Annotated in this window: 10 protein-coding genes; 3 read left to right on the forward strand and 7 right to left on the reverse strand. The window is 64.8% G+C overall.

Annotation, left to right across the window (positions count from 1 at the left end; translation table 11 throughout):
- Positions 1-578 (forward strand): ATP-binding cassette domain-containing protein (locus G3N94_RS11045; RefSeq protein WP_205792419.1); only part of this gene is annotated, 578 nt, incomplete at its 5' end.
- Complete coding sequence (locus G3N94_RS11050) at positions 578-1,279, forward strand: ABC transporter ATP-binding protein (RefSeq protein WP_205792420.1); 702 nt, start codon at positions 578-580, stop codon at positions 1,277-1,279. The genes G3N94_RS11045 and G3N94_RS11050, both read left to right, overlap by 1 nt.
- 805 nt (positions 1,280-2,084) lie before the next feature.
- Here G3N94_RS11050 and G3N94_RS11055 read toward each other — a convergent pair.
- Positions 2,085-5,594: an indolepyruvate ferredoxin oxidoreductase family protein gene (locus G3N94_RS11055; protein ID WP_205792421.1), complete on the reverse strand. Its 3,510-nt coding sequence runs from the start codon at positions 5,592-5,594 to the stop codon at positions 2,085-2,087.
- A gap of 186 nt (positions 5,595-5,780) precedes the next feature.
- Between G3N94_RS11055 and G3N94_RS11060 the strand changes: the two genes are divergently transcribed.
- On the forward strand, positions 5,781-6,281 hold the full coding sequence (locus tag G3N94_RS11060) for an ABC transporter substrate-binding protein (RefSeq protein WP_346778686.1): 501 nt from the start codon (positions 5,781-5,783) through the stop codon (positions 6,279-6,281).
- Positions 6,282-6,405: 124 nt separating this feature from the next.
- On the opposite strand, the gene G3N94_RS11065 is transcribed toward G3N94_RS11060, so the two are convergent.
- The 6 genes from G3N94_RS11065 to G3N94_RS11090 all read right to left on the reverse strand — a co-directional run bounded on the left by G3N94_RS11065 (position 6,406) and on the right by G3N94_RS11090 (position 12,885).
- Entirely contained in the window at positions 6,406-7,947 is a 1,542-nt protein-coding gene (locus G3N94_RS11065; RefSeq protein WP_241021754.1) for a 3-hydroxyacyl-CoA dehydrogenase, read from the reverse strand.
- A gap of 117 nt (positions 7,948-8,064) precedes the next feature.
- On the reverse strand, positions 8,065-9,054 hold the full coding sequence (locus G3N94_RS11070; RefSeq protein WP_205792422.1) for an NADPH:quinone oxidoreductase family protein: 990 nt from the start codon (positions 9,052-9,054) through the stop codon (positions 8,065-8,067).
- A gap of 12 nt (positions 9,055-9,066) precedes the next feature.
- Positions 9,067-10,179, reverse strand: a complete 1,113-nt coding sequence (locus G3N94_RS11075; RefSeq protein ID WP_205792423.1) for a CaiB/BaiF CoA-transferase family protein — start codon at positions 10,177-10,179, stop codon at positions 9,067-9,069.
- On the reverse strand, positions 10,176-10,832 hold the full coding sequence (locus tag G3N94_RS11080) for a 3-hydroxyacyl-CoA dehydrogenase family protein (RefSeq protein WP_205792424.1): 657 nt from the start codon (positions 10,830-10,832) through the stop codon (positions 10,176-10,178). Before G3N94_RS11080 ends, G3N94_RS11075 begins: the two co-directional genes overlap by 4 nt.
- Before the next feature lies 1 nt (position 10,833).
- Complete coding sequence (locus tag G3N94_RS11085) at positions 10,834-11,709, reverse strand: 3-hydroxyacyl-CoA dehydrogenase family protein (RefSeq protein ID WP_205792425.1); 876 nt, start codon at positions 11,707-11,709, stop codon at positions 10,834-10,836.
- A gap of 9 nt (positions 11,710-11,718) precedes the next feature.
- Positions 11,719-12,885, reverse strand: coding sequence for an acyl-CoA dehydrogenase family protein (locus G3N94_RS11090; RefSeq protein ID WP_205792426.1), 1,167 nt, complete (start codon positions 12,883-12,885; stop codon positions 11,719-11,721).
- Between the last annotated feature and the right edge of the window lies 1 nt (position 12,886).

The raw sequence follows: 12,886 nt of genomic DNA on the forward strand, positions 1-12,886 counted from the left end.
TCGACGGCCATCAGATCGCGGGGCTGTCGAGCCACCGGATCGCGCTGAAGGGCCTCGTGCGGACGTTCCAGAACATCCGCCTGTTCAAGTCGCTGACCGTCGTCGAGAACCTGCTCGTCGCGCAGCATCGCAAGGTGAAGTCGGGGCTGCTGCACGGCCTGTTCGCGACGCCCGCCTACCGGCGCGTGGAGAAGGAAGCGCTCGAACGCGCAGCAGTGTGGCTCGACCGGATGGGCCTGACGTCGGTCGCCAACCGGCCGGCCGGCACGCTGTCGTACGGGCACCAGCGGCGCCTGGAGATCGCGCGCTGCATGATCACCGAACCGCGTCTGCTGATGCTCGACGAGCCGGCGGCGGGCCTCAACCCGCAGGAGAAGATCGAACTCCAGCACCTGATCGACAAGCTGCGCCGCGAGTTCGGCGTGTCGGTGCTGCTGATCGAGCACGACATGAGCCTCGTGATGGGCGTGTCGGACCGCATTCTCGTGATGGAGCACGGCCGGCCGATCGTGATCGGCACGCCCGAAGCGGTCCGCAACGACCCGCGCGTGATCAAGGCGTATCTGGGGGAAGAGTGATGCTGAAGCTGGAACAGGTCCATACGCACTACGGCGCGGTCGAGGCGCTCGCGGGCGTGTCGATCGAGGTGAACAAGGGCGAGATCGTCACGCTGATCGGCAGCAACGGCGCCGGCAAGACGACGCTGATGATGACCGTGTGCGGCACGCCGCGCGCGTCGTCGGGCCGCGTGCTGTTCGAGGGCCGTGACATCACCGGGATGTCGACGCACCAGATCATGCGGCAGGGGATGGCGATTTCGCCGGAAGGGCGGCGCGTGTTCCCGAGCCTCACGGTGCTCGAGAACCTGAAGATGGGCGGGTTCTTCGCAAGCCGCGACGAGATCGAGGCCGGTGTCGAGCACGTGTATCGCCTCTTTCCGCGTCTGAAGGAGCGTTCGGCGCAGCGCGCGGGCACGATGTCGGGCGGCGAGCAGCAGATGCTCGCGATCGGCCGCGCGCTGATGAGCAGGCCGCGTCTGCTGCTGCTCGACGAGCCGACGCTCGGCCTCGCACCGCTCGTGATCGCGCAGATCTTCGACATCATCCGGATGATCCGCGATGAGGGCGTGACGGTGTTCCTCGTCGAACAGAACGCGAACAAGGCGCTGGGCGTGGCCGATCGCGGCTACGTGCTCGAAACGGGGCGCGTGGTGCTCGCGGATACGGGCGCGAACCTGCTCGCGAACGACCGGATCAAGCAGGCTTATCTCGGCGGTTGATGAGGAAAGCCGCCGGCCTGCAACGGGCCGGCGGTGCATGGCTCCGCTGCTGTCTCGTACTTGCACGTGCGACATGGTCGGGGAAGGGGCGATACCGGTCAAATGGATCGTCCCGACGTCGACCCTCAAGCGGTCAACGAAGCGCGGCGCATCCAAGCGCAGATATTCGGACTTGACTTCGACGAAGTGCCTGAATCTGATGGATCATAAGTGATCCGAAGTGAATGACTGGCGTGGCACGCTCACGCGCACAACACCCGGGCTTTCACGGTCTGATCTTCGGCCCGTCCGCCGCAACGGCATGTTTCCAAGCGGATCAACCACTCGATCAGCGCACACGACATGCGCGCCGGTTCTAGCGACGCTTACATATGCACGTCCTGCCGTCACGAGTGACATGACATCGATCCAGCGCGACCGGCAACGGCATCTGCGCGAGTACTCGTCATCAAGAACACGCGACGGCACTTTCGGTTTCGGCATGTCTTCGCCGAGTACGAATACGGCAGGCCATGCAGCTACCCATCCTCCGCGAATCGCTATTCCAAAACTGAACGGGAGACCCACTCGAGGTTGAGCTGGAACGATCATCCGGACCGAGGTTCGGGGCTTTCGAGGAGCGACTTGAGGAGGGACTTTCGGGGAGAGCTTTCGCAAACGGAAACCGGCCGAGAGACACAGAGTCTCGCGGCCGTTCCTCTGCCTTCGGGATGCGCCGCGCCACGGAGGCGTCGGCTCGCATCCGGTTCGCTGGAACGATGGGGAATCGTTACATCACGAACCGGCTTCGAACCGACTACACGGCTTATGCGGCCTTGACGGTGCTGCGCGAATCGCTGCCGTTACCGGCACGCGCGGAAAGCGCCGCGATCGCACTGGCTCGTCGCCCGACATGCTCACGCATCGCCAGCTCCTTGACGGGGCCGAAGCCGCGAATCTCCAGGGGCAATGCGGCCAGCGCGGTCGCCTGTTCGAGCTTGCCTTCGGTCAGGGATTCGCATGCGCTGCGAATATCGTCGAAGTACTCGGCGACGAGACGTCGTTCCGCGCGCCGTTCGGCCGTGTAGCCGAACACGTCGAGCGCCGTTCCGCGCAGGCCACGCAAGCCGGCGACCGCTTTCAGGACCGGGAAGATCCACGGGCCGAACTTGCGCTTCTTCGGCCGGCCGGTGCGCGGGTCGACAGCGGAAAAGAGCGGCGGTGCCAGCCACAACGAGACCTTGTCGGCGTTCGAGAACTGCGCCATCAGCGATTCGCGGAATTCCGGCGTCGAATACAGGCGTGCGACTTCATACTCGTCCTTGTACGCCATCAGCTTGTACGCGCTCCGGGCCACCGCGGTGGCGAACGTATCGCCTTTGCCGCCGGCCTTCGCTTCCGCATGACATGCAAGCGCGATGAGATCGGCATACTTCCGCGCGTAGCCTTCCCCTTGGTACTCGACAAGCCGCTTCCGGTGCAGTGCCACGAGTTCGTCCAGCGTGGCGGGCTCTGCCTTCGACCCACCCGCAGGAACCTGGATCACGTTCAACGCGTCCGGCACGGCCGCGATGATGCGCCCCCAGTTGAACGCGGACTTGTTCATCTCGACCGCGGCGCCGTTGCGCTCGATGATCTGATCGATCGCCTCGCGGCTCAGCGGCACCAGGCCTTTCTGCCACGCGTAACCCAGCATCAGCGTATGCGTCGGCAACGTGTCGCCGAAGATGCTCTGGGCGAGCGCACCGGCATCGAACGCATGGAACGCGTTGGCGTCGCATCGATTGCGAATTCGATCGTGCATCAGCTTTGTCGGCAATGCGGCATCCCGGTTGCTGACGACATCGGGCGTCGGCGTCGGGGCGAGATTGAGCACGGCCGACGTTCGCTTCTGGGACAGCCGGATCAGCGAATCGGGGGCCGCCGACACCACGAGGTCGGCACCCAGCAGCAGGTCGGCCTTGCCCTCGCCGATACGAGACGCCGCGATCTGGTCATCCGTCGCGGCGATGCGTACCTGACTGACCACCGCGCCGTTCTTCTGCGCCATGCCGGTGAAATCGAGCACCGTGGAGGCGAGGCCGTCGACGCTTGCCGCGGCACCCAGAATCGCCCCCATGGTCAGCACACCGGAGCCGCCAATTCCGGTGATATAGATGTTGAACGGCTCGGCGAGTGCCGGCAGAACCGGGGCGGGCAGGGTGGCGAGAAAATCCGCTTCCATTCCGACGAGTCGCTTGCTGTCGGGCTTGCGGACCTTCACGCCTTCGACTTCGACGAAGCTCGGGCAGAACCCCTTCACGCACGAGAAATCCTTGTTGCAGGCGCTCTGGTTGATGGCGCGCTTGCGACCGAGCGGCGTGTCGACCGGCTCGATGGAGATACAGTTGGACTGAACCGAGCAGTCGCCGCAGCCCTCGCAGACTTCCTGGTTGATGAAGACCCGGCGATCCGGATCGGGCATTTCCTTGCGCTTGCGGCGACGCCGCTTTTCGGCCGCGCAGGTCTGCTCGTAGACGATCGCGGTGACACCCGGTACGTCGCGCAGTTGTCGCTGCACCGCGTCGAGCTGGTCGCGATCGTACACGCCGACATCCGGTGCGAGTTCGCGATCGCCTTGCCAGCGCGCCGGATTGTCGGTCACGAACGCGATCTTCTCGACGCCTTCCGCGTGCAACTGGCGCGTGATGCGGGCCGGATCGTTGGTGCCTTCGGTCGGCTGCCCGCCCGTCATCGCGACGGCATCGTTGTACAGGATCTTGTACGTGATGTTCGTTTTCGCCGCAACGGCGGCACGGATGGCGAGCAGGCCGGAGTGCTGATAGGTGCCGTCGCCGAGATTCTGGAACACGTGCGCGGTCCTGGAAAACGGCGCCGCGCCGATCCACTGCGCACCTTCTCCGCCCATGTGGCTAGCCACCTTGGTCTTCAGTTCCGGTTGCGACAGCGCGATCACGTGACAGCCGATCCCGCCGCCGCTGATCGAGCCGTCGGGCGTGCGTGTCGACGTATTGTGCGGACAGCCCGAGCAGAAGAACGGCCGACGCACGGGGATGACCGCGGTGGACGGCTTCTTGGCCGCCGCGTCGAGCTCGGCGAGACGATCGCGCAATTCGGGCGAATCGATTCCGTTGGCCTGCATTCTGCGCACCAGCACGCCGGCGACGAGATAGGCGCTGAATTCCCAGACTTCAGGAAGCAGCATGTTGCCGGCCACGTCGGTTTTCCCCGAGATGGCGGGACGCTGCGCATCCGGCCAATGGAACAGAGCCTCCTTGAGCTGTGCTTCGACGTTGGCGCGCTTCTCTTCGATCACGAGCACTTCGCGATGCCCGGCGGCAAACTCGGTTGCGCCGTCGGTTTCGAGCGGCCAGCTCATCGCGACCTTGTAAACCGATACCCCCATGTCGCGCAGCATGGCGTCGCTCAGGCCGAGATCGCGGCATGCCTGCATGAAGTCCTGATGCGCCTTGCCGACGGTGATGATCCCGAGGCCCTTCGTCGGGGCGTCGACGATGACGCGGTCGAGCCGGTTCGCCCGTGCCCACGCGCGCGCCGCCGGCAGTCGTTCGTCGATCAGCCGGCGTTCGTATTCGCCGCGCTGGGCGGGCCACGACAGCGTCGGATCCCAGTTCAGGCCGTGCGCGGGCATCGGAAAATCGGTCGGCGCATGGAACGTCGGCCAGGTCGCCATATCGATCGTCGCCGCGGTTTCGACGACTTCCGCGATCGTCTTGAGCGATACCCACAGCCCGGTGTAGCGCGACATCTCGATGCCGGCCAGGCCGAACTCGATCACCTCGCGGACGTTACTCGGCTGCAGGACGGGAATCGACGCGGAGTGAAAAATGCCGTCGGTCTGGTGAGGCCACATGGACGACTGCGCGGCGTGATCGTCACCGGAAATCGCGAGCACGCCGCCCAGTTTCGACGTCCCCATCATGTTGGCGTTGCGGAATACGTCGCCGGTCCGGTCGACGCCGGGGCCTTTGCCGTACCAGATGCCGAAGACGCCATCGACCTTGGTGTCGCCGAAGACGGTATGCAGCTGTGCGCCCCACAGGGCGGTTGCGGCCAGGTCCTCGTTCAGGCCCGGCTGGAACACGATGTCGTGCGCGGCAAGCTGTTTCGATGCTTTCCACAACTGCTGGTCGTACACGCCGAGTGGCGATCCGCGATATCCGGATATCAGGCCACCGGTATTCAGGCCGAGCGCCCGATCGCGCTCGCGTTGAATCATCGGCAGGCGAACCAGCGCCTGGATACCAGTGATGAAGGTGCGTTGTCGGCTTTGGGCCGAGCTCGAAGCGCGATGCTGCGTCAGCTCAGTACTCACGAATGTCTCCAGAATTCAACTTCTCCAATGATGAGTAAGTTTATGGCGACGATTCGAGCGTTTTGCACCAAATTGAATTACTTGATTCATCAAAATCAAGACGTTTGAACCATCATGTGTAGACTGACTAGTACAACTGAACCATGCGGGCGATTCCGGCGAGATTGAACGCACTGACAGAACGCGATTCGCCAGGCATCCGAGTTCGGCCTCGGTAGCGGCAAGCAGGTCGTCGCACCGTTGTTGATCTTCGACCGCGACCTGAAGGGGCTGGGCCTGAAAGCCGCGCAAGGCCTGCAATTCACGACCGCGTTCTACTGGTACTACAACGACGAAACCCGTGCGATCGGCAAGCGCTATTTCGCGAAGACCGGCGCGATGCCGACGATGGTCCAGGCTGGCATGTATTCCGCCGTCACGCAGTATCTGAAGGCGGTCCAGGCGGCCGGAACGGCCGACTCGGACAATGTCATGGCGAAAATGCGCGCGACCCCGATCAACGATTTCTTTGCGAAGAACGGCCGTATTGCCGCGAACGGGCAGATGTTCCACGACATGTATCTGGCCGAGGCGAAGAAGCCGGCCGAATCGAAGGGAGACTGGGACCTGCTCAGGATCGTCAAGGTCATTCCGAAGGACAAGGCATTCCAGGCTGTCGCGCAAAGCGGATGCGCGCTCAAGGATTGAGTCTCGAGCGCCAGTCTGCGCGAGGTGTTCACGTCGAGGCGACGCGACACTTCACGCGCAGACAGGCATCCCTACATGTGGAAACGCCCTTCGGATACGAAACGCCCTTCCGTTACGGGCGCATTCACGCGCCGTCCGCCAGCAGCGAGATGCCGAGCTCGGCCCGACGCCACAGCCACGGGCTAGGGCGGTAGCGCATGTCCCCGGTGAGGCCGGTGAGGTTCTGCAATATCGACAGCACCAGGCGCGGGCCGATCGCATCCCCGAGCGCCAGCGGCCCCTTCGGATAGCCGAGGCCCAGCTGAACGGCGCGGTCGATATCGTCCGGCGACGCGATCCGTTGCTGGGCGATGTCGCTGGCGATGTTGATGATGCAGCAGACGATGCGTTGCGCAACGAACCCGGCGGAGTCGCGGATCACCGTCACCGGTACGCCGTCGCTCGCAAAGAGGCCATGCGCCGTGTCCCGGACAGCTGCCGTGGTTGCGGGCGTGGTCATCAACGTTCGGCGTCGCGTCGCGTCGAGCGGCAGCAGGGTATCGATCGCGATCACGCGGGCCGCGTCCAGACGTTCGTCGACAGCACACGTGGTCGCGTCGTGTCCAAGCGGCGTCACCACGATCAACGCCTCGGGCGACGGCGTTTCTCCCGCCTCGGGCGTGACACCCAGGATGGCCAGCAGCCTGACCACTATGTCGTGCCCGCGTCGGTTAGCCCGGCTGACCCACACACTGGCCGGCCGTGCCGACGGCGCAGCTGACGCTGCCGGAACCTGCTTCTGGCCGTTTTCATAGCGATAGAAGCCGGCCCCGGCCTTTCTGCCGACCAGCCCACCGACCGCCCGAATTGCTGTGATCGGCGAAGGGCGATAACGCGGCTCCTGATAGAACTGGTTATAGATCGACTCCATCACCGGATGCGACACGTCCAGCCCGGTCAGATCCATCAGCTCGAACGGCCCCATTCGAAAGCCGGCCTGCTCGCGCATGATGTCGTCGATGTCGGCGAACGACGCAGCGCCTTCCTGCGCGACCTTGAGCCCTTCGATGTTCATGCCCCGGCCGGCATGGTTGACGATGAAGCCCGGCATGTCCTTGCATCGTACGGGCGTATGCCCCATGCGGCGCGCGAGCGCCATCAGCGCATCGCCGACGGCCGGATCTCCCGACAGTCCGTCGATGACCTCGACCACTTTCATCAATGGCACCGGATTGAAAAAGTGATAGCCGGCGATGCGTTCGGGATGCTTCGCGCCCGCGGCAATCGCGGTGATCGACAACGACGACGTGTTCGACGCGATGATGGCTTGAGGGCGCAGCACCGCCTCGAGCTCGCCGATCAACTGACGTTTGATGTCGAGCCGTTCGACGATCGCCTCGATCACCAGATCGCAGGCGGTCAGCTCCTCGAGTGCCGTACACGGACGGACGCGCGCGAGCGCCGCTGCACCGTCCTCGGCGCTCAGCTTGCCCTTGTCGGCGAGTTTGGCGAAGGTGTCGGACAGGTACACGCGGGCCGCGTCAAGGGCTTGCGGGTTCGTATCGAAGAGATTCACCGCGAGCCCGGCCAGCGCCGCGATTTGCGCGATGCCGCGGCCCATTGCGCCGGCGCCGACGATGCCGATCGTCTCGAGGGGCGGGATTGATGTAGTGGTTTGCATGTTCATTCTGCTGAAGGCTGGGAGTCGGAAACGTGTCGTTCCGGTGGATCGGCGCGACCCACCGGAACGACGGGGCAGGGGCGTGCGTCAGCTCGCGACCGCTGCATGACGCACGCAGGATCGTCAATCGAGCGTCACCACATACTTGCCGGACGACTGGCCCGAGGCCAGCTTCGCCAGCGCCTCGCCGGTGCGGGCGAGCGGGAGCCTGCCGGCAATCCTGGGCTTGATCGCGCCCTGCTCGTACAGTCGGAAGATCGCCTGCTGTACCGCGTGAACCTTCTCGGGTTGACGATCACGGTAGTCGCTCCATTGCAGGCCGCTGACAGCGATGTTCTTGACGAGCAGGTAATTGACCTTGACCTCGGGAATGCGTCCCGACGCGAATCCGATCACCACCGCGCGGCCGCACCAGGCCATCGCACGCAGCGCGGCGTCGAACGCGTCCCCGCCGAGCGTGTCGAGCAGCACGTCGGCACCGCGATCGCCCGTCGCCGTGCGAACCTGCTCGCGCAGCGAATCGCGCAGGTTCGGCGCGGTCAGGTCGATGACTGCGTCGGCACCCATCTCCGTCACGGCGCTTGCCTGATCGGCCCCGCTGACGGCCGCCAGCGCGCGTCCGCCGAGTCCCTTGACGATCTGGAGCGCCGCGGAACCCACGCCACCGGCCGCGCCGGTGACGAGCACCGACTCGCCTTCACGAAACCCGCCGCGTTCAACGAGCGCGAAATACGCGGTCTGGTAGACGAGCCCCATGGCCGCGGCATCTTCGAACGACATCGAGTCGGGCAGTGCGAAACAGGATCGTTCATTGACGCTGACCCGTTCGGCGAATGCGCCGTACTCCATTTGTGCGACAACGCGATCGCCGGGGTGAACGCGCGTCACATTGCGCCCGACGGCCCGCACGATCCCGGCCGCGTCCTTGCCCGGTGCGAACGGACGCTCGGGCAGCACCTGATAGGTCCCCCGGACGACCAGCAAGTCCGGATAGTTCACGGCCGCGGCACGGACGTCGATCAGGACGCTGTCGTCGTCGACGTGCGGATCGGGCAGCTCGCCGATGTTCAGGTGTTCCGGTTCAGTGAACGCCTGGATCACAATTGCTTTCATGTCGTTCGCCCCTCACCGGTTCAAGAGCGGATTGTCGGCCCCAAGCGCGGGCGACGGCCGATCGCGGAATCGGTTGCGGAAGGCCGCGGCCACCGGCACCGGAAGCGCCGGCAGCGTGCTACCGGCGGCGGTCCGCACCGTATGGTCGAATACGCCACGGGAGACGAAATGAGGATCGCGGCAGGCCTCCTCGAGACTCGCCACCCGGCTCGTGCAAACGTCCTGGCCGGCGAATCGATCGAGCCAGTAGGCGAGCGGACGCTGCACGATCGCATCGGCCACCGCGTCGGTTGCCTGCGCCGGGGACATCCGGGCCAGCGTCTCGACATCCAGTCCGACGAGCGCGACGAAGTTGCTCCAGAACTTGTCCTCGATCGGTGCGGCCGCGAGAAAGGCGTCGTCGGCGGTGCGATAGATCTGGTAGCGCGGCGACCCGCCCGTCACCAGTTCGGACGCCGGACGAGGCCACTGGCCGCGTGCACCGCTGCCGAGGCCCCAATACAGGAATGTGAACAGGTTGTCGGCCATCGCTATGTCGAGATGGCTGCCCTGGCCCGTCTGGTCCCGCTGCCGCAGCGCAAGCAGGATGTTGATCATGGCGGGATAAGCGCCACCCGCGACGTCCGCAATCAGCGCCGGCGGCAGGCCGGGGCTGCCGTCGACGCCGGCCGTCAGCGACAGCATGCCGGCCGCCGCGACATAGTTGAGGTCGTGGGCCGCCTCGTGCGCGCGCGGCCCATCCTGCCCGAAGCCGGTGATCGAGCAGTACACGAGCCGTGGATTGCGTTTCGCGAGGGCGGCATAGCCGAGGCCGAGCCGCTCCATCACGCCGGGCCGGAACTGCTCGACGAGCACGTCGGCCGATTCGATCATCGGCGCGAGTTGGTCCAGCGCGTCGGGCGCCTTCAGGTCGATCGCGACCGATTTCTTGCCTCGGTTCAACAGCACGAAGTTGGTGCTGTCCTCGTCGATCTTGGGCTCGTACGAGCGCATGTCGTCGCCCCGGTCCGGCCGCTCGAACTTGATCACTTCGGCGCCGGCCTCCGCCAGCAGCAACGAACACAGCGGTCCGGGAAGCAGCGTACTGAAATCGAGTACCTTGATACCGGCGAGCGGTTGCATCATTGCATTCCTCCGCTTGCCCGTTCGGCCGCGACGCGCGCGCGGCGCGCCGGGGCGTAGGGCTCCTGGCCGAGCGCCTGGTAGAGCGCCTCGGTAATCGCATGGTGGTGGGCGAGGCCGGTGCGTTCGAGCAGCGAGATCGGCCCCTCGGGATAGCCGAGCCCCAGGCAGAGCGTCTTGTCCAGGTCGTCGGCGCTCGCCAGTTTCTCGTCGAGGCGCCGCAGCGCCGCATTGAAGTACGGACGAATCAACCGATCGACGATGCGCCCGGGAAAGTCATTGCAGACCGCGACGACCAGACCCGCGGCCTGAAACGCCGCCTTGGCGGCGTCGACGGCAGCCGCCGACGTACCCGGTTGCCGGACCAGTTCGACGAGCTGGCTCGGGTCCGCGTCGCCAAGCCGGAACCGCGCGAACCCGACGACGTTGTTCCCTTCGAGCCCGCGGTGCTCGCCCGTATGGACGCCCAGGCACTCGGTACCCAACTCGATGGCAACGAACGTCCGCGTAGCCAGTCCGGTGGACGCCGCGTAGGCAAGGCCTGAGTCGCTGCCGACGAACACCAGGGCATCGCCGCCGGTCGATGCCTGCTCCAGGAACGGATGCGGGGTAGGGAAGGACCGGCTGTCGCCGGCCTTGACGATCTCATAGCGCATGTCAGGCTCCGAACATCTTGTTGTCGCTGTACACATGAAAACCTCTGCCGGTTTTCTTGCCGAGGCGATTCGCGGCGATCATCCTCCGCACGAGTGGCGGGCATGCCGCGCGAGGTTCGTGGGTCAGTCCGTGCATGGCTTCGCACAACAGCTTCTGCGTGTCCATGCCGACGAGGTCGAGCAGCTCGAGCGGGCCCATCGGATAACCGAGTGCGGTCTTGATCGCGGCGTCGATGTCGGCCGGCTCTGCCACGCCTTGCTCGACGAGGCGGATCGCATCGTTGTTGAACGGAATCAGGAAGTAGTTGAGGATGAAACCCGGCGTATCCTGCGTGGCGACCGGCTTCTGTCCCATCGCCTCGGCGAATGCCCATGCCCGCTGGAACGTTTCGTCGGACGTGGCAAGACCCGGCGACATCTCGACCAGCTTCATCAGTTGCGCCGGCAGGCAGAAATGCATGCCGACGAATCGGTCGGGCCTGCCGGAGCCGCCGGCGATTTCAGTGATCGAGATCGTCGAGGTGTTCGACGCGAACAGCGTCGTCGCCGGACACACCTTGTCCAGGGCCTGGAAGATCTGGTGTTTGACTGCAAGATCCTCGAACACGGCTTCGATCACGATGTCGCACTGCGCGAGACTCGCCAGGTCGGTCGTGGCCTGCCAGCGTTCCATGGTCGCGGCGGCACCGCCTGCAGGCAACTTGCCCCTTTCTTCGGATTTCCTGAGAAAGGCTTCGGTCTGGGTGCGCGCCTTGTCGAGCGCGTCCTGGCGCGTATCGAACACGACGGTGCGAAAGCCGGCCCGGGCCGCGACGATCGCGATACCGGCGCCCATCGTGCCCGCGCCGGCAACGCCGACGGTCTGGATGGTTGTCATGGATGTCTCCTATTTCTTCAGAAAGCTGCGTCCGATCAGCTGACGATGAACCTGGTTGGTGCCTTCCCAGATCTGGGTGATCTTCGCGTCGCGCATCAGGCGCTCGACGCGATAGTCGTTGCAGTAGCCGTAGCCGCCAAACAGTTGCACGGCGTCGGTCGTAATGCGCATCGCTGCATCGGAAGCCCGTTGTTTGAGCACGGACGCCTCGACGCCAAAATCCTGCTCGCCGGCATCGACCATCCCGCCCAGCCGCCACAGCAGCGATTCGCACATGACCAGTTCGGAGGCCATGTCGGCCAGCATGAACTGGATACCCTGGAATTCGAGGATGCGCTTGCCGGATTGACGGCGTTCGTTGATGTAGTCGACGGCGTCCTCGAACGCCGCCCGCGCGATGCCGAGCGCATGTGCGGCGATACTGGGGCGAGACCGGTTGAGCGACCCGAAGAGGATGCTCAAGCCGTCGCCGGGATTGCCGATGAGATTGGCGCGCGGCACCCGGCAGCCGTCGAACGACAGGCTGGCGGTGCTCGACGCTCGCGTGCCCATCTTGTGCTCGGTGCCGAGCACACGCAGACCGTCGGTGCCTTTCTCGAGAATCAGCACGGAAATGGCGGATTTCGCATCATCGATTTCCGACCATTTCCCGAACAGCAGATACAGGTCTGCGACGTCGCCGTTGGTTATGAAGATCTTGCCGCCGTTGATGACGATGTCGTCGCCATCGGGCGTGAAGGTGGTGCGCATGCCGGTTGCATCCGATCCCGCCGAGGCCTCCGTGATCGCGAGGGATGCGAGCCCGCCTTCGGCAATGCGCGGCAGCAGCCGGCTCTTCTGTTCTTCGTTGCCGTACTCGATGAGCGGCTTGATCGCGTGGAAATTGGTCGCCCAGATGATGCCGGTCGACGCGCACGCCTTCGAGATCTCGCGCACGCATGCCAGATAGCACAGATAGGAAAGCTGCGCGCCGCCGTAGGCCTCGGGAATGAACATCGCATTGAGGCCGAGTTCGTTGATCGCCCGCACGTTCTCCCACGGGAACGCACTGTTTCGATCGTATTCGGCTGCGCGGGGCGCGATCTGCGATTCGCAGAGATCCTTGACGCTGTCGAGAATCATCCGTTCTTCTTCGGAGAGCGGGAGGCGCGCGTCAAGCCGTTCCAGAATGTTCATG

Source organism: Burkholderia sp. Ac-20353, assembly GCF_017104785.1.
In the GTDB taxonomy this organism is placed as follows: Bacteria; Pseudomonadota; Gammaproteobacteria; order Burkholderiales; family Burkholderiaceae; genus Burkholderia.

What these genes read in the sequence shown, in the direction of transcription:
- G3N94_RS11050 (WP_205792420.1), top strand. Translation starts at nt 578, where the DNA reads ATGCTGAAGCTGGAACAGGTCCATACGCACTACGGCGCGGTCGAGGCG.
- G3N94_RS11065 (WP_241021754.1), bottom strand. Translation starts at nt 7,947, where the DNA reads ATGAACATGCAAACCACTACATCAATCCCGCCCCTCGAGACGATCGGC.
- G3N94_RS11070 (WP_205792422.1), bottom strand. Translation starts at nt 9,054, where the DNA reads ATGAAAGCAATTGTGATCCAGGCGTTCACTGAACCGGAACACCTGAAC.
- G3N94_RS11075 (WP_205792423.1), bottom strand. Translation starts at nt 10,179, where the DNA reads ATGATGCAACCGCTCGCCGGTATCAAGGTACTCGATTTCAGTACGCTG.
- G3N94_RS11080 (WP_205792424.1), bottom strand. Translation starts at nt 10,832, where the DNA reads ATGCGCTATGAGATCGTCAAGGCCGGCGACAGCCGGTCCTTCCCTACC.
- G3N94_RS11085 (WP_205792425.1), bottom strand. Translation starts at nt 11,709, where the DNA reads ATGACAACCATCCAGACCGTCGGCGTTGCCGGCGCGGGCACGATGGGC.
- G3N94_RS11090 (WP_205792426.1), bottom strand. Translation starts at nt 12,885, where the DNA reads ATGAACATTCTGGAACGGCTTGACGCGCGCCTCCCGCTCTCCGAAGAA.